Source organism: Variovorax sp. YR634, assembly GCF_900106655.1.
Lineage (GTDB): Bacteria > Pseudomonadota > Gammaproteobacteria > Burkholderiales > Burkholderiaceae_C > Variovorax.
In genome coordinates this window covers 140,941-157,797 of sequence record NZ_FNOL01000005.1, presented here as the reverse complement: position 1 = coordinate 157,797, position 16,857 = coordinate 140,941, and the positions used below count along the sequence as shown (strand labels likewise).

General features: G+C 65.3%; 16 protein-coding genes. 11 read left to right on the top strand and 5 right to left on the bottom strand.

The features are described 5' to 3' along the window. Positions 1-8 precede the first annotated feature (8 nt). From BLV60_RS11710 to BLV60_RS11695, 4 genes are read right to left on the bottom strand one after another with little or no spacing between them, the layout of a single operon-like run. Complete coding sequence (locus BLV60_RS11710) at positions 9-1,019, bottom strand: class I fructose-bisphosphate aldolase (protein WP_093054541.1); 1,011 nt, start codon at positions 1,017-1,019, stop codon at positions 9-11. A gap of 51 nt (positions 1,020-1,070) precedes the next feature. Beyond that, on the bottom strand, positions 1,071-2,243 hold the full coding sequence (locus tag BLV60_RS11705) for an NAD(P)/FAD-dependent oxidoreductase (RefSeq protein ID WP_093054539.1): 1,173 nt from the start codon (positions 2,241-2,243) through the stop codon (positions 1,071-1,073). 28 nt (positions 2,244-2,271) lie between these two features. Then, positions 2,272-3,177, bottom strand: a complete 906-nt coding sequence (locus tag BLV60_RS11700) for a delta(1)-pyrroline-2-carboxylate reductase family protein (RefSeq protein ID WP_093054537.1) — start codon at positions 3,175-3,177, stop codon at positions 2,272-2,274. A gap of 6 nt (positions 3,178-3,183) precedes the next feature. Continuing rightward, positions 3,184-4,329 carry a branched-chain amino acid ABC transporter substrate-binding protein gene (locus BLV60_RS11695; protein ID WP_093054535.1) on the bottom strand — a complete coding sequence of 382 codons (1,146 nt, stop codon included), beginning with the start codon at positions 4,327-4,329 and terminating at the stop codon, positions 3,184-3,186. A gap of 168 nt (positions 4,330-4,497) precedes the next feature. On the opposite strand from BLV60_RS11695, the gene BLV60_RS11690 reads away from it, so the two are divergent. Beyond that, positions 4,498-5,391: a LysR substrate-binding domain-containing protein gene (locus tag BLV60_RS11690; RefSeq protein WP_093054533.1), complete on the top strand. Its 894-nt coding sequence runs from the start codon at positions 4,498-4,500 to the stop codon at positions 5,389-5,391. Here the strand turns inward: BLV60_RS11690 and BLV60_RS11685 are convergent. Next, positions 5,388-6,416, bottom strand: a complete 1,029-nt coding sequence (locus BLV60_RS11685; protein WP_093054531.1) for an aldo/keto reductase — start codon at positions 6,414-6,416, stop codon at positions 5,388-5,390. The genes BLV60_RS11690 and BLV60_RS11685 overlap by 4 nt on opposite strands. Positions 6,417-6,687: 271 nt before the next feature. Here BLV60_RS11685 and BLV60_RS11680 point away from each other — a divergent pair, with 271 nt between their 5' ends. From BLV60_RS11680 to gsiD, 10 genes are all read left to right on the top strand, one after another. Continuing rightward, positions 6,688-7,350, top strand: a complete 663-nt coding sequence (locus tag BLV60_RS11680) for a peptidoglycan recognition protein family protein (protein ID WP_093054529.1) — start codon at positions 6,688-6,690, stop codon at positions 7,348-7,350. Then, positions 7,347-7,901, top strand: coding sequence for a hypothetical protein (locus BLV60_RS11675; protein WP_093054527.1), 555 nt, complete (start codon positions 7,347-7,349; stop codon positions 7,899-7,901). Before BLV60_RS11680 ends, BLV60_RS11675 begins: the two co-directional genes overlap by 4 nt. Before the next feature lie 83 nt (positions 7,902-7,984). Further along, on the top strand, positions 7,985-8,452 hold the full coding sequence (locus tag BLV60_RS11670; protein WP_093054525.1) for a GNAT family N-acetyltransferase: 468 nt from the start codon (positions 7,985-7,987) through the stop codon (positions 8,450-8,452). Positions 8,453-8,493: 41 nt separating this feature from the next. Further along, positions 8,494-8,859 (top strand): hypothetical protein, encoded by a 366-nt coding sequence (locus tag BLV60_RS34060; RefSeq protein ID WP_143042580.1) that lies wholly within the window; start codon positions 8,494-8,496, stop codon positions 8,857-8,859. 581 nt (positions 8,860-9,440) lie between these two features. Next, complete coding sequence (locus tag BLV60_RS11660) at positions 9,441-10,424, top strand: MurR/RpiR family transcriptional regulator (RefSeq protein ID WP_093054521.1); 984 nt, start codon at positions 9,441-9,443, stop codon at positions 10,422-10,424. After that, positions 10,421-11,398: an isoaspartyl peptidase/L-asparaginase family protein gene (locus tag BLV60_RS11655; protein ID WP_093054519.1), complete on the top strand. Its 978-nt coding sequence runs from the start codon at positions 10,421-10,423 to the stop codon at positions 11,396-11,398. Before BLV60_RS11660 ends, BLV60_RS11655 begins: the two co-directional genes overlap by 4 nt. Before the next feature lie 39 nt (positions 11,399-11,437). After that, positions 11,438-13,315, top strand: a complete 1,878-nt coding sequence (locus BLV60_RS11650; protein ID WP_093054517.1) for a dipeptide ABC transporter ATP-binding protein — start codon at positions 11,438-11,440, stop codon at positions 13,313-13,315. A 78-nt stretch (positions 13,316-13,393) separates the two neighbouring features. Then, a complete protein-coding gene (gsiB, locus tag BLV60_RS11645; protein ID WP_093054515.1) occupies positions 13,394-14,947 on the top strand; it encodes a glutathione ABC transporter substrate-binding protein GsiB in 1,554 nt (517 codons plus the stop codon). A gap of 48 nt (positions 14,948-14,995) precedes the next feature. After that, positions 14,996-15,916 (top strand): glutathione ABC transporter permease GsiC, encoded by a 921-nt coding sequence (gene gsiC / locus BLV60_RS11640; protein WP_093054513.1) that lies wholly within the window; start codon positions 14,996-14,998, stop codon positions 15,914-15,916. Positions 15,917-15,926: 10 nt separating this feature from the next. Continuing rightward, a complete protein-coding gene (gene gsiD / locus BLV60_RS11635) occupies positions 15,927-16,853 on the top strand; it encodes a glutathione ABC transporter permease GsiD (protein ID WP_093054511.1) in 927 nt (308 codons plus the stop codon). The last annotated feature ends 4 nt before the right edge of the window (positions 16,854-16,857 follow it).

Genomic DNA, 16,857 nt, shown 5'->3' with positions numbered 1-16,857 from the left:
GCGTGGCTCTATGCCTCTTTGTAGTCGCCGCGACGCGCGGCCTGATTGGCCCGGGTGCGGAGCACCAGCGCTTGTTGGGCAACAGACACGTTGGCGGCATCGCCCTTCCATGCATCGAGCGCGGGCTGCTGCACCGCGCGGGAGAACGAGAAGGCCAGCGCCCACGGCATGCGCGACTTGAACCGGATGTTCATTTCGTTCAGCCGTGCGGAAGCCAGCTGCGCCGACTGGCCGCCCGAGAGAAACGCCACACCGGGCACTGCTGCAGGCACGGTGCGCAGCAGGCAGTTGACCGTGGCCTCCGCGACCGCCTCGACAGAATCCTGCACAGCGGCCTTCTGCCCCGGCAACACCATGTTCGGCTTCAGCAGCATGCCTTCGAGCAGCACGCCCTGTGCGCGCAGTTCGGCGAAAGTCTTGTGCAGCACTTCTTCGGTAACTTCGGCGCACCGCGCGAGCGAATGGCCGCCGTCCATCAGCACCTCGGGTTCGACGATGGGCACCAGGCCTGCTTCCTGGCACAGCGCGGCGTAGCGAGCCAACGCGTGGGCATTGACGCGAATGCAGGCGCGCGTCGGCAGGCCGTCGCCGATGGCGATCACGCCGCGCCACTTGGCAAAGCGCGCGCCCATGCCGGCATATTCGGCAAGGCGCTCGCGCAGACCGTCAAGCCCTTCGGTGACGGTCTCGCCGGGATGTCCGGCCAGCGGCTTAGCGCCCGTGTCGACCTTGATGCCGGGAATGATGCCCACGCCCTCAAGCGCCTTGGCAAAGGACTGACCCGCGTTGGTCTTCTGGCGGATGGTCTCGTCGAACAAGATGGCGCCGCTGATGCTGTCGCCCAGCCCCGGCGCGGTGACGATCAGCTCACGCCAGTCGCGCCGCGCCGCCTCGGTCTGCGGAATGCCCAGCGTGGCGAAGCGCTTGTTGCAGGTGGCGTTGCTCTCGTCCATCGCGAGCAAGCCCTTGTCGCCTGCGACGAGTGCGCGGGCGGTATCGATCAGTGTCTGTGCGGTCATGGGTAGGTGCACCTCTCTGGCGAAGATCGTACGCCCTCCCCTTGGCCCCGCCTAGATCACGTTCTTCTCCAGCAGCGGCCTGTTCTCCAGAATGCGCGCGAAAGACACCGGCGAAAGATCGAGGCTGCGGTATTCCCCGAAGCGGATCAGCTCCGCCACCCCGCGCCCAGCCGCCGGGCACTGCTGCAGGCCGTGGCCCGAGAAGCCATTGGCGAAGTAGAGGTTGTCGCAGTCCGGGTGCAGGCCGAGGATGGCGTTGTGGTCGAACACGTTCATCTCGTAGTAGCCCGCCCATGCGCCTGTCATGCGGATGGCTTCGAAGGCCGGCACGCGTTCGGCCAGTGATGGCCAGATGAAGCTGTCGAAGGCTTCGTACTCGACCTCGAGCGGCGCATCGTCGTGGTCCTGGTCTTCGGGCGGCGCGAAGCCGCAGATGAACTGGCGGCCCTCGGGGCGCAGCCAGATGCCGGAGGTGTCGATCACCAGCGGGCATCCGGGCAGCGTGTCGGGGCACGAGAAGCTGAACACGCTGCGGCGGCGGCCGCGCACGGGCAGATCGATGCCGGCCCACTGCGCCACCTTCGCAGCCCATGCGCCCGCGGCGTTGACGACCACATCTGCCTCCAACGTCTGGCCGCTGTCGAGCTGCACACCGGTCACGGTGCGCCCGTTGCGGCGCAAGCCCGTCACATGCGCCTGCACATAGCGCACACCCTGCGAGGCGGCCTTCTTGCGAAAGGCCTGCAGCAGGCTGTAACCGTCGTACCAGCCCTCGCCCGAGAGGCCCAGCGAGGCAAGCGCAACCCCTTCGGTCGAGATCCACGGAAAGCGCGCCTTCAGCTCATCGGGCGTCATCAGCGCAACGTCCACCGCGTGCGCCTTCTGCATCGCGTGGTTCTCGCGCAGCACATCGACACCGGCCGGCGAAGCGAGGTACAGGTAGCCGGGCTCGACCAGGCCGATGTCGGGCACGTCGTCGCCCACGCGCAGCGTCTCGCCGAGATTGCGGAAAAAGTCGATGCCGTACAGCGACATCTCGATGTTGATGGCGGTGGAGAACTGCTGGCGGATCGAGCTGGCCGACAATGCCGACGAGGCCTGCTTGTACGAGAAATCGCGCTCGACCACCGTGACCTCGAAGGGCTCCTCTTCGGGGCTGCGGGTCAGGAAGTAGGCGATGGCGGAGCCGATGGCTCCGCCGCCGATGATCACCACACGACGCATGAAATGCCCTTCTTCTTGCTGCTCGTCATCACTGCTGTTGTTGATTCACATACGCCAGCCGCGCCGCCGCCAGATCCCACAGCGCGTGGCCTACGGTCTTGACGAGTACCAGGCGACCTTGTTGTACCGGCTGTGCGCTGCTGAAAGCCTGAACGGCGGACCAATCGACGCCCGCCCGGATCAGGTCGCCCGCCTCGCTGCGCGCCCCCTCCAGCGTATCCACAAACACGGCGCAGCGCCGCACCAGTTCGGGCGGCACCTCGGCCATGTCGGCGCGGTAGGCGCCGACGGCGATCACGGTGGCATCCGGCCGCACCCGCGACGGGACGACGGGGTCTTGCGAGTTGGTCGCGGCGATGATCACGTCGGCTTCTTCCGCGGCGGCGGTCGGGTCAGCGATTGCACTGGCGTCGACGCCGCGCGAACGCATGTGCTGCGCCAGTGCTTCCGCATGGGCCTGCGTTCGCGCATGGATCTTCAGATGCCGCACGCCCCACACCTCGGCAAAGGCCTCGGCGTGCGCGCGAGCCTGCACGCCCGCGCCAATCAGCAGCATGCGCTCGGCGCCGCCGCGCCCTGCCCTCATGGCGCCCGCCAGCGACAACGCCGCCGTGCGTCGCGCCGTGAGCACATTGCCATCCATCGCGAGCAGCCGCGTGCCGGTGGCGGCATCCATCAGCGTCACGTCGCCCTGCACCACCGGCAGGCCCTGTTCCGCGTTGCCGGCGTGCACGGTCACCGTCTTCAGCGCGGCAAAGTGCTGGTCGGCCGCCGGCATCAACAGCATGACACCGCCGGCCGCGAGCGGCACCGAGGTGCGTGGCGACGCATGCGCCTCACCGAGACGTTCGCGCTCGAACATCTGCAGCAGCGCCTCGACCAGAGCGCCCCAGGGCAAGGCTGCGGCGGTTTTCTCGGCGTTCAGTGTCCGCATGCGGCCTCAGGAGCCGGCCACGCGCACGCGCTTGCCGTCCTTGTAGGTGAAGACGGTGAAATCCGGCTTCTGCAGGTTGCCCTTGGCATCGAAGCTGATGGTGCCGGTGACGCCGTCGAACTTCACCTTGCGCATTGCCGGCAGGTAAGCCTCGGGCTCGACCGAGTTGGCCGCGCGCATGCCGGCGGCCAGCGCCATCATGGCGTCGTAGAGGTACGGCGCGTAGGTCAGCACGTCGACGCCATAGCGGGCCTTGTAGCGCTGCTCGAAATCGGCGCCCTTCGATGTCTTTTCGAGTTCCTTGCCGCCGCGCGTGCAGTAGAGCAGCCCGTCGACCGCGCCGCTGCTGATCTTGGCGACCTCGTCGGTGCACAGTCCGTCGGTGCCGAGCAGCTTGGCCGTGATGCCGAGCTGCTTCATCTGCCGTGCGATGAGCCCGCCCTGCGCGTCCATGCCGCCGTAGAACACCACGTCAGGCTGCTTGCTCTTGATGGTGGTGAGGATGGCCATGAAGTCGGTGGCCTTGTCGCTGCCGTACTCCTGCGCCACCACGTTGCCGCCCAGCGCCTTCACGCCGCGCGTGAACACCTCGGCGGCGCCCTGGCCGTAGGCAGTGCGGTCGTCGATCACGGCGATGTTCTTCGCCTTCAGGTCTTTCACCGTGTAGTTGGCGATGGCCATGCCCACGTCGTCGTCGCTGGCCAGGATGCGGAAGACGTTGCTGTAGCCCTGCTTCGTGAAGGTCGGGTTGGTGGCGGTGGACACGTCGGGCAGGCCCGCGCGGCTGTAGACGGCCGAGGCCGGAATGGCTGCGCCCGAGTTGAAGTGGCCCAGCATGCCCTTCACGCCCATGTCGGCCAGCTTGTTGGCGACCACCATGGCCTGCTTGGGATCGGCCTGGTCGTCTTCGGACTGCAGCACGAACTTGATCTTCTTGCCGCCAATGACAAGGCCCTGCCTGTTCAGGTCTTCGACCGCGAGCCGCGCGCCGTTGTCGTTGTCCTTGCCCCAGTGGGCGGCGCCCCCGGTGAGCGGGCCGGCGTGGCCGATGGTGACGGTCTGCTCGGCCTGCGCGAACGCGGCGACGGGCAGGCCCAGAACGGAAACCAGTGCAATGCCCAGGGCAGTGCAACGGGTGCGCAAAACAATCATCGGAAGTCTCCTCGTATCGTTGGCATGGGGTCGGCACGCAGAATAGAGTCGTGGGCGCAAGCCGAACAAACGCTAAAAACGCACAACGTTGTGCACGCCGGGAAGGACACCGTCTCCCGGGCACGACCGGTGCTTTGGCTGAACGACTGAGACAACCGCTGGCAATCGATGAGAAAAGACATTCCCAACCTTGGCGCGCTGCAGGCCTTCGAGGCCTCGGCGCGGCTGGGCAGCTTCACCCGCGCGGCGACCGAGCTGGCGCTGACGCAAAGCGCCGTCGGCCGGCAGGTGGCCATGCTCGAACAGCGGCTCGGCGTGCCGCTGTTCTCGCGCGTGCGGCGCCGGCTCACGCTGACCGACGTGGGCCGCGAATACGCGGCGCGCATCAGGCGCCACCTCGACCAGATCCGCCGCGACACGCTGGAGATCAGCGCCGGCCACGAGATGGGCTTCGTGCTGGAACTGGCGGTCGTGCCCACCTTTGCCACGCAGTGGCTGATACCGCGGCTGCCGGAGTTCAGCCTGCTGCATCCGAACATCACGGTGAACCTGTCGGCGCGCTCGCAGCCCTTCTCTTTTCAGGAGAACGCGTACGACGCGGCCATCTACTTCGGCGACCAGTTCTGGCCGAACACGCGCGGCGGGCTGATCTTTGCCGAGGGCGAGATGGTGCCTATCTGCAGCCCCGCGTTCCGCGATGCGCACGGGCCATGGGACGAAGCCGGCTTCGAGCAATGCCGCCACGTGCACCTGAGCACACGCGCCCATGCGTGGCGCGATTGGTATGCGCAACAGGGCTGGGAGTACACGGTGCACGCATCGCGCGGGCCGCGCTATGAACTGTTCACCATGGTCGTCGCGGCCACTGCGGCAGGCATGGGCGTGGGCCTGGCGCCGCGCATCCTGATCGAACACGAGTTGCGCGCCGGCGAACTCGTGATTCCGGTGGACCGGCACCTCGACGTGCGCCAGGGCTACTACTTCGCGTACCCCGAAGGCCGGCCGGCCTCCGGGGCGCTGGAGCACTTCAAGCGGTGGGTGCTCGGGCTGACGCCCGCCTAGACAGGGTTGGGATTGCGTTCGAGAAAGCCCTGCTGATGCCAGTAGGGATAGGCCCGCGTCGTCGCGCTGGCCGCATCGAGCTCGGCAACCTGCGCGGGCGTGAGGTTCCAGCCCACCGCGCCGAGGTTCTGCCGCAGCTGTGCCTCGTCGCGCGCACCGACCACCACGCTCGACACTGTCGGTCGCTGCAGCAGCCAGTTCAACGCGACCTGCGGCACCGTCTTGCCGACTTCGGCGCCAACCTTTTCCAGCGCATCGACCACGCGGAACAGCAGTTCGTCGGACACCGGCGGGCCCATGTCGGCAGTGACGTGCAGGCGGCTATTGGCAGGCAGCGGCTGGCCACGGCGGATCTTGCCCGTGAGCCGGCCCCAGCCCAGCGGGCTCCACACCACCGCGCCCACGCCTTGATCTTGCGCCAGCGGCATCAGCTCCCATTCGTAGTCGCGGCCGACCAGCGAGTAGTAGGCCTGATTGGCGACGTAGCGCGCCAAGCCGTAGCGCTCTGAAACGGCCAGCGACTTCATCAGGTGCCAGCCCGAGAAATTCGACACACCGATGTAGCGCAGCTTGCCCGCGCGCACGAGGTCGTCGAGCGTGCCAAGCGTCTCTTCCACCGGCGTGCTCGCATCGAAGCCGTGCAGCTGGAACAGGTCGATGTAGTCGGTGCCCAGTCGCTTGAGCGCGCCATTGACGGCCTGCACGAGGTGATGGCGCGACGAGCCCACGTCGTTCGGCCCCTCGCCGCTGCGGAAGGTGGCCTTGGTCGAGATCAGCAGCCCGTCGCGCGGGCGGCCCTTGATCGCCTCGCCGAGCACCGACTCGGCTGCACCAGCCGAATAGATGTCGGCGCTGTCGAACATGTTGACGCCTGCCTCGAGGCAGATGTCGATGAGCTTGCGCGCCTCGGCCACGTCGGTGCTACCCCACGCGCTGAAGAACTCGCCCTTGCCGCCGAAGGTGCCGGTGCCAAAACTCAACACGGGGACCTTGAGGCCTGATTTGCCTAGATGACGGTATTCCAAAGTGGTACTCCTTGGTGTTTGCGGATTCGGGAAAAAGAAAACCGGCAAGCCGAACAGCCTGCCGCGCGGCCATTGTTGGACGGAGCGTTGAACCATGTGGGCGAGCGGGCTTTGTTGAAGCCGGCCACAAGTGGTTGACAAAGCCGCCACAAAACTCTCTTTATCGGTCAGTAGCATGCGCCGCGAGGTTGTGATCCATGTCGTGCACAGATGCGCGGACACGCCTCGCGAAGAGTCAGCAACCAATCAAAAAGCTTCAGGGAGAAACCACATGCTTGTCGAAGTCGACAAACACGGAATGATCAGTCACGCAAGGGTCAGGCATGCTCGCAGCCCGCAGATCGAACGTGGAAAAAGGACCGGGGCAATCACCGGCATCGTCGTGCATCAGACCGATGCCGATACGCTGGCATCCTCATTGAACAGCTACAAGAACCCCAAGGCGAACGGAGCGCACTTTCTCATCGACAAGGATGGGACGATCTATCAGACGGCGGCGATCTATCAGAGGACGAATCATGTGGGGCCGTTGAAGGCGAGGTGTCTGGCGACGGCAAGATGCGAACCACGCGATTTTGCGAAGGTGGGAGTAGAGGGAATGCACCAGATCGAAATGCGAAAACCACCGGGCGAACGTTATCCAGGGAACATGGAGGCAATCGGGATCGAGATCGTCGGAAGGGCCAGATTGCCTGCGGGATTTAGAGCTGCCGGAAAGGAAGCAGAGCTGACTCTTGATGAGTTGCGCGGCAGGCGTGGAATCTATGACGAGCCAACTGCAGCACAGAATCAGTCGCTCTCGTGGCTTGTCAGCGTGCTTCGGGAGTCGATCCGAATCGATAGCGAGGAAGTTTTTCGTCATCCTCTGGTCAGCCGCAAGAACCCGACAGAGGCCCAGGGGGCAAATTGGAAAATGCAGGTGCCAACGCCATGAAAAGAAACATCGCTCTCTTGATTCCAGTGGCATTTTTGATTGCGGCTGCGATGTTTCCGGCACAAGCGTCGGACAGGCGGTATCCCATCAGCCATGTACAGAAGGTTGAGATCACAGAACCTTCGGGCAGAACGGTATGGGAGAACAAGGATTTTCTCGATTGCGATGATGTCGTTTTGACGGAAGAGGACGTTCTTTTTGCCCTGCGGCATATGCGCCGGATTTCGCGTAGTGCCTACAACCCTGAAAAAACTGATACCACGGGCTGCGAAGGAGGTGCCAACGTCACGTTCAAGAACGGAAAAATCCTCATCATGGGTATCGAGCCCAACGGACGAACTCTTGCTCTCGAGTACGACGCAAGGATGAACCGCATGAGCAGTCCGACGAGCTTCTACGAATGCAGCCCTTGCCGGAACCGCAAGATGGCGCTGCTGAAAGATGCGCTGAATCGAGCAGATGAGCGACGGCTCAGGAAGCTCGAGGCGGAGGGAAAGATTCCTCCCGGCGAAGCCGAGCGCCGGCTGAAAGCCCTGCGCGTCAGCCGCTGACTGCCCTCACCCAACCCGCTTCGGCGGGTTTTCTTCGCCCGGCCCCTCGATGCACAGCCCTGCCGGCTCGATACCATCGCCCGATGCGAATCTCCCTCGAAAGCCCCACCCAGCCCGACGTCGTCCAGCTCATCGACGACCTCGACGCCTACCAGAAGCCTCTATATCCGCCCGAGTGCCACTACGGCATCGACATCGCGGCACTGTCTGCACCGAACGTGCTGTTCGCGGTCGCCCGCGACGGCGAAGGCACGGCCGTGGGCTGCGGCGCCATCGTGATGGAGCCCGGCTTCGGCGAACTAAAACGCATGTACGTGCGGCCGGAGAACCGCGGGCAAGGCGTCGCGGCGAAGGTGCTCGGTTTTCTCGAAGGCGAAGCTGCGACTCGCGGCTGCGCGGTCTTCAGGCTGGAGACGGGCATCAGCCAGCCGGAGGCGCTGTCGTTCTATTCGCGCTCGGGCTACGAGCGGCGCGGACCGTTCGGGGGCTATCCGGACGATCCGTTCAGCGTGTTCATGCAGAAGGGTGCGGACCGTCCCGAAAATCCCTAGCCGGCACGGCGATCCTGCCGGCTGCAAGCAGGAGCTTGACGATGAATGCCTCGCATCAACCGGACGACTGCACCCCACTCTTGGAAGCACTGGCAGTGCCACATCGGGCCGGTGCTGCCTACAAGGCCCTGCTGGAGCTCGGGCCACGCGCCCTGCCCTCGATTCGAGACGGGTTAAAGCACCGAAACGCGGACATACGCCTGCACTGCTGCCGATTTCTCGACCGCCACCTTCAGCCCGACACCCTCGCCAGCCTGATCGGGATTCCGCATGCTCAAGACGACACCAGCAGACGCATAGCCCGCGACGTGTGTAATGCGGAGTTTGTTGGGCAGTTCAAGCACGAGACGCGGCTTGCTAAACCAGCGCACAACAGGTGGCGCCTGCGAAAGACCAATCGCAAGTAGCGAGGAGAAAAACGCCCAGAAAGTCCAGTCTTGATAGAAGGGGGGCTCATGCTGCTCCAGAGGTTTCTTCCGACAGTTGTACACACGGCTTCAAGCAAAACGTGCAGCGCGCGCTATCTCCCTTGCTGCGCAATTTTGTTTCAAACACTGCGGCTAAACCACTACCGATTGATCACGTCGCCTCTAAAGGCATCCATCGCAGCGCTCTTCACCGAAGGGCGCCATATAGCCGACTGAGACCGAACACGGCTGTTGGCGTACTTGCACTCCGGGCTGGTCACGTCAACGGCCTCTGGAAATTGCTCATGGGTCGTCACTTATCGACCAGCTTCCGTCGGAAGCCAGCGGATTGACTCCCGACGAGCAAATCGCCCTAGGGAAATCCCTAGTTAACGGGCCACGAGGGCCTGCCCGCGCCGTTTCCAGAGGGAATAAGCCCTTGCAAAGGCACCTCCATGCCCCTTCACCCCTGGCCCGTTACTTGCGATCTCGATCAAAAATGACAGAAAATTTTCTTATCTGACTTATATTTGTAAACTGGTTTTCAAAAAACGCACACTTTCGGGCGCATCGCCTCCCCAATGAGCACCACTTTCGACCCCCCAGGCACCACCGTGGCCCAGCGCATCGCGCAGGCTTTGCCGCGGCTGTCGCGTTCACACCGGCAGGTGGCCGACTACGTGCTGGAGCACCCGCTGCAGGTCGCCACGCTGCCCATCGACGAGCTCGCCGCCGCGGTGGGGGTGTCGGTCGCCACGGCCAACCGTTTTGCGCGCGCGCTGGACTTCGACGGCTACGCCACCTTCCGTGCGGAACTGGTGCGCGGCTTCGAGCCGCTGGTGGCGCCGGTGGAACGCATGCGAGGCAACCTAGAGCGCCCGAGCACCGTGTCCGAGGTGTTCGCCACCGCGCTCGACGAGAGTCGCCGCAACATCGAAGCCACGCGCCAGACGCTGGACTACGCCGCCTGCGAAGCCGCGGTGGAGCGCATCGGCAAGGCGCGTTCGATCTACATCGGCGGCTTCGGCGCCAGCGCATGGCTCGCCGGCCTGCTGCAGCACGGGCTGGACGGCAGCTGCAACGACGTGCGCCTGCTCTCGGGCGTGAGCGGTGTCACCCATGCCGCGCGCACGCTGATGCACGCGGGTCCGCAGGACGTGTTCATCGGCCTGACCTTTCCGCGCTACCTGACGGACACCATTTCGCTCGCGCAGATCGCGCGCAGCCAGGGCTGCTCGGTGATCGCGCTGACCGACCGCCCCAGCTCGCCGCTGGCACCGCTGGCCGACGTGGCGCTCTATTGCCAGACCGAAACCAGCTACCGCCCGAACTGCGAGACCAGCGTGCTCGCGCTGATCGAGGCGCTGACCAGTGCAGTCGCCCTGCGCGCGCCCGACCCGGTGCAATCCGCCGGCCGCATCCTGCAGGCGGTGCGGCCATGGCTGCATGGCGCCAATGGGTTGCCGCGGATCAACGGCCTCGATACCAACGCTCGCCTGCAAGACACACCAGATGCCGCCGCCCTCAATGGCGCCGGCAAGAAAAAGAAGAAAGCTTCCCGATGACTCCATCCCAAGCGCCCCATGTGCCCGTGATCGCCATCCACGGCGGCGCCGGCACCATCAGCGCCGCCACGACCAGCGCCGAACAGGCGCAGGCCTACCACGACGCGCTGAAAAACATCGTGGCTGCCGCGCAGGCCGCGCTGCTCAAGGGCGCATCCGCGCTCGACGCCGCCTGCCTCGCAGTCGAGATGCTTGAAGACTGCCCGCTCTTCAACGCCGGCCACGGCGCAGTGTTCACGCACGACGAAACCCATGAGCTCGACGCCGCCGTGATGGACGGCGCCACGCTCGCCGCTGGCGCAATTGCCGGCGTGTGCCACGTCCGCCGCCCGGTGCGCGCCGCGCGCGCCGTGCTCGAAGACGGCTCGCATGTACTGTTGGCCGGCGCGGGCGCCGAGTCCTTTGCACGCGAACGCGGCCTGGAGATGGTCGAGCCCTCGTTCTTCTCCACCGAGGCGCGCCGCCAGCAGCTCTACCGCGTGCGCGACACCGGCCGCGTGGTGGTCGACCACGAAGGCGCGTCGATGGCGGCAGCAACGCCGCCGCTCGACGAAGACAAGAAGTTCGGCACCGTCGGCGCGGTGGCGCTCGACATGCACGGCCACCTGGCCGCCGCCACCTCCACCGGCGGCATGACCAACAAGCGCGTCGGCCGCGTCGGCGATTCGCCGCTGATCGGCGCCGGCACCTATGCCGACGACCGCACGGCCGCCGTGTCGTGCACCGGCAGCGGTGAGATGTTCATCCGCGTGGCGGCTGCGTACGACGTGTGCGCCCGCATGGCCTACGGCGGCGCTACGCTCGAAGCCGCCACGCACGCGGTGGTGCAGCAGTCGCTGCCGGCCATCGGCGGCACCGGTGGGCTGATCGCCGTCGACCGCCACGGCAATCTGAGCCTCGCCTTCAACACCGAAGGCATGTACCGCGGCCACGCGCGCGGCGACGAAGCGCCCCATACGGCCATCTTCGCCTGACAACGCATCGCCGCACGCCCCATTTTTCTTCGCACTCCCATGTCCACCCCTGCCCTCGCCCTGCCGGACGGCCGCGTTCTCGCCGTCGACGACCTCACCGTTCGCTTCTCGACTTCCGAGCGCACGGTCGATGCCGTGAAGAAGCTGTCCTTCCACGTCGACCATGGCGAAACGCTTGCGGTGGTGGGCGAATCGGGTTCGGGCAAGTCGGTGACCTCGCTCGCGCTGATGCGGCTCGTGGAGCACGGCGGTGGCCGCATCCTCGGCGGGAGCATGGCGTTCCGCCGCCGCAACGGCGAAGTGCTCGACCTCGCGCAGGCACGCGACAGCGCAATGCGCAACATCCGCGGCGCGGACATCGCGATGATCTTCCAGGAGCCGATGACATCGCTGAACCCGGTGTTCACGGCCGGCGAGCAGATCTCCGAGGCCATCCGCATCCACCAGGGCAAGAGCGACTCGGCCGCGCGCGCCGAAGCGCTGCGCATGCTGGAGCTGGTGCGCATTCCTGAAGCGCGCAACGTGCTCGACCGCTTTCCGCATCAACTCTCGGGCGGCATGCGCCAGCGGGTGATGATCGCTATGGCGCTGTCGTGCAAGCCTCAGCTGCTGATTGCCGACGAGCCGACCACCGCGCTCGACGTGACCATCCAGGCGCAGATCCTCCAGCTCATCCGCGAGCTGCAGAAGGAGATGCGCATGGGCGTGCTCTTCATCACGCACGACATGGGCGTGGTCGCCGAAATCGCCGACCGCGTGCTCGTGATGTACCGCGGCGACAAGGTCGAAGCAGGCAGCTCCGACACCGTGTTCGCGGCGCCGCAGCACCCCTACACCCGCGCACTGCTGTCGGCCGTGCCCAAGCTCGGCGCGATGCAGGGCACCGACCTGCCGGCCAAGTTCGAATTGCTGCGCACCGAGGCCAACGCCGACGCCCAGCCCGTCGAAGCGCCCACGCAGCAAGACACGGTGCGCCAGGACACCGGCCCCATTCTTCGCGTGCGCGACCTCGTCACGCGCTTCGACGTGCGCAGCGGCCTCTTCGGCCGCGTGAAGCGCCGCGTGCATGCGGTGGAAAAAATCAGCTTCGACCTGTACCCCGGCGAAACGCTGGCGCTGGTCGGCGAATCGGGCTGCGGCAAGTCGACCACCGGCCGCTCGCTGCTGCGCCTGGTCGAAAGCCAGAGCGGCGCCATCGAGTTCGGCGGCAAGAACATCCGCGAGCTGCCCACGCGCGAGCTGCAGGCGCTGCGCCGGAACATTCAGTTCATTTTTCAGGATCCGTTCGCCTCGCTCGATCCGCGCGTGACGGTGGGCTTCTCGATCATGGAACCGCTGCTCATCCACAACATCGCCAAAGGCGCCGAGGCGCAGCAGCGCGTTGACTGGCTGCTGCAGAAGGTCGGCCTGCCGCCCGAGGTGGCGCAGCGCTATCCGCACGAGTTCTCGGGCGGCCAGCGGCAGCGCATTGCCATTGCGCGTGCACTGGCGCTCAACCCGAAGGTTGTGGTGGCCGATGAATCGGTGTCGGCGCTCGACGTGTCCATTCAGGCGCAGATCGTCAACCTGATGCTCGACCTGCAACGCGAGCTGGGCGTGGCCTTCTTGTTCATCTCGCACGACATGGCAGTGGTCGAGCGCATCAGCCACCGCGTGGCCGTGATGTACCTGGGCCAGATCGTAGAGATCGGCCCACGCCGCGCGGTGTTCGAAGCCCCGCAGCACGCCTACACCCGCAAGCTGATGGCAGCTGTGCCGGTGGCCGACCCGTCGCGCCGCCACAAGCCGCGCGCGCTGCTCGAAGGCGAGATTCCCAGCCCCATCCGCGCGGTGGGCGACGAGCCCGACGTGCCGCCGCTGGTGCAGGTTGCGCCCGGCCACTTCGTTGCACGGCACGCCATCGGCGGCGCTTTCTGATCCTTTCCGATCGATCAACCTATTTTTTCAACCCGCAGGCCCTCCTGCTTTTTTCCACGAACCGACTGGAGTTCTTCCATGACGCAATCTTCTTCCTCCCTGCGATGGGCTTCCGCACTGCTGGGCCTGGCCGCGCTGGCCGCTTCGGGCACGGCACTGGCCGCGAAAGACGTGGTGCTCTCGATCGGCTACCAGCCGGAAACGCTGGACCCGTACAACACCAACACCACCATCACCACGGCAGTGACCAAGACCTTCTATGAAGGCCTGTTCCAGTTCGACAAGGACCTGAAGGTGCAGAACGTGCTCGCCGAGAGCTACGACGTGTCGAAGGACGGCCTGGTCTACACCATCAAGCTGCGCACCGGCGTGAAGTTCCACGACGGTACCGACTTCAACGCCGAGGCCGTGAAGTTCACGCTCGACCGCGTGCTGAACCAGGACAACAAGCTGCTGCGCTACAACCAGTTCAACCGCGTCGGCAAGGTCGAGGCGCTGAACCCGACGACCGTGCGCATCACGCTGAAGGAGCCCTTCGGCCCCTTCATCAACTCGCTGGCCCACGCCTCGGCCGCCATGATTTCGCCCACCGCGCTGAAGAAGTGGGGCAACAAGGACATCGCCTTCCACCCCGTGGGCACGGGCCCCTTCGAATTCGTCGAGTGGAAGCAGACCGAAGCCGTCAAGGCCAAGAAGTTCGACGGCTACTGGAAAAAGGGCTACCCGAAGATCGACACGGTCTCGTGGAAGCCGGTGCTCGAGAACAACACGCGCGCCGCGATGCTGCAGACCGGCGAAGCCGACTTCGCGTATCCCATTCCCTATGAGCAGGCCGACCTGCTGAAAAAGAGCGACAAGCTCGAAGTTGTGGCCACGCCGTCGATCATCACGCGCTTCCTGGCATTCAACATGCTGCAGAAGCCCTACGACAACGCCAAGGTGCGCGAAGCCATCGGCTACGCCATCAACAAGGAAGCGCTGGCCAAGGTCGCGTTCGGCGGCTATGCCTTCCCCGCGCAGGGCATCGTGCCGCAGGGCGTGAAGTACGCCGAGAAGATGGCTCCCATTCCCTACGACCTGAAGAAGGCCAAGGAGCTGATGAAGGAAGCCGGCTACCCCGACGGATTCGAGTCGGTGCTGTGGAGCGCCTACAACAACACGACCAGCCAGAAGACGATCCAGTTCGTGCAGCAGCAGCTCGCGCAGATCGGCATCAAGCTGCAGGTGCAGGCGCTCGAAGTGGGCCAGCGCACCGAGCAGGTGGATGCATGGCCCGATCCGAAGACGGCGAAGGTTCGCATGTACTACACGGGCTGGTCGTCGTCGACCGGTGAAGCCGACTGGGGCCTGCGCCCGCTGTTCGCCTCGGAAGCCTGGGCGCCCAAGCTGAACAACATGTCGTTCTACAAGAGCGAGGTGGTGGACAACGCGCTGGCCAAGGCGCTGGTGACGGTCGACGAAAAGGAACGTACCGCGCTCTACAAGACCGCACAGGACGAGATCCGCAAGGACCTGCCGCGCGTGCCGATGGTCACGGAGCAGAACCTGTCGGCGCATGCCAAGCGCCTCTCCGGCGTGTTCGTGATGCCCGACGGCAACATCAACATCGACGCAATCTCCGTAGCGAACTAAGCCTCGCCCCCTCACCCATCAGGGTGAGGGGTTGACCGCCTGCACCCTATGCTGAATTACTTTCTCAAACGACTGTTGGGCCTGATCCCCACGCTGCTCATCGTGGCGGTGCTGGTGTTCCTGTTCGTCCACATGCTGCCCGGCGACCCGGCGCGCCTTGCCGCCGGCCAGGAGGCCGACGAGCAGACCGTGGCCATGGTGCGCGCGGAGCTCGGGCTCGACAAGCCGCTGCCGCAGCAGTTCGTGAGCTTCTTCACCCACATGCTGCAGGGCGACTTCGGCACTTCCATTCGCACACGGCGGCCGGTGTCGGTGGAAATCGGCGAGCGCTTCTTCCCGACGGTGATGCTGACCATCACCAGCATGGTGTGGGCGGTGATCTTCGGCATGGGCATCGGCATCGTCTCGGCGGTGTACCGCAACAAATGGCCGGACCGGCTGGGCATGACGCTCGCCGTGTCGGGCATCTCTTTTCCCGCATTTGCACTCGGCATGCTGCTGATGCAGATCTTCTCGGTCCAGCTCGGCTGGCTGCCCACGGTGGGGGCCAGCAGCTGGAAACACTACATCCTGCCCTCGATCACGCTGGGCGCGGCCGTGGCGGCTGTGATGGCGCGCTTCACGCGGGCCTCGTTCGTCGAGGTGATCCAGGAAGACTTCGTGCGTACCGCGCGCGCCAAGGGCGTGCGCGAATCCAGCGTGGTGTTCAAGCACACGCTACGCAATGCGCTGATTCCGGTGGTCACCATGATGGGCCTGCAGTTCGGCTTCCTGCTGGGCGGCTCCATCCTCGTGGAGGCGGTGTTCAACTGGCCCGGCCTCGGCCGCCTGCTGGTCGATGCCGTGCAGATGCGCGACTACCCCGTCATCCAGACGCTGGTGCTGCTGTTCTCGCTCGAATTCATTCTGATCAACCTGGTGGTGGATGTGCTGTACGGCTACATCAACCCGACCATTCGCTACAAGTGAGCAAGCAGCCATGACGCAAGCTTCCGGCGTGCCTGCCGAAACCCTCATTCCAACGACACCTGTCGCGGCCGTCCAGATCGCGGGCAAGGTCCGCACGCCCTGGGGCGAATGCTGGCGCCGCTTCAAGAAGCAGCCGGTGGGCATCGTCGCCGCGCTCTTCGTGCTGCTGCTGGTGTTCGTCGCGGTGTTCGCGCCGTGGATCGTGCCCTTCGACGCGGAGAACTTCTTCGACTACGACATGCTGAACACGGGGCCTTCGGCCACGCACTGGTTCGGCGTCGATCCGCTGGGCCGCGACATCTTCAGCCGCATCCTGATGGGTGCGCGCATCTCGCTGATGGCGGGCTTTCTCTCGGTGCTGGTGGGCGGCTTCGTGGGCACGGCCTTCGGCCTGCTGGCGGGCTACTACGAAGGCTGGTGGGACCGCATCGTGATGCGCGTCTCGGACGTGCTGTTCGCCTTTCCCGGCATCCTGCTGGCGCTGGGCGTGGTGGCCATCCTGGGCAGCAGCATGACCAACGTGGTGGTGGCAGTGTCGGTGTTCAGCGTGCCGGCGTTCGCGCGCCTCGTGCGCGGCAACACGCTGGTCCTGAAGCAGCAGACCTACATCGAAGCGGAGCGCAGCATCGGCGCTTCAGACTGGACCATCATCGTGCGGCACATCCTGCCGGGCACCATTTCGTCGATCGTGGTGTATTTCTCGATGCGCGTGGGCACCTCGATCATCACGGCCGCCAGCCTGTCGTTCCTGGGCATGGGCGCGCAGCCGCCTACGCCCGAATGGGGCGCGATGCTCAGCGAAGCCCGCGCCGACATGGTGACCTCGCCGCACGTGGCGCTGTTCCCCAGCCTGGCCATCTTCTTCACCGTGCTCGCCTTCAACCTGCTGGGCGATGCACTGCGCGACGCGCTCGATCCGAAGATCGACCGCCAGTAATTTC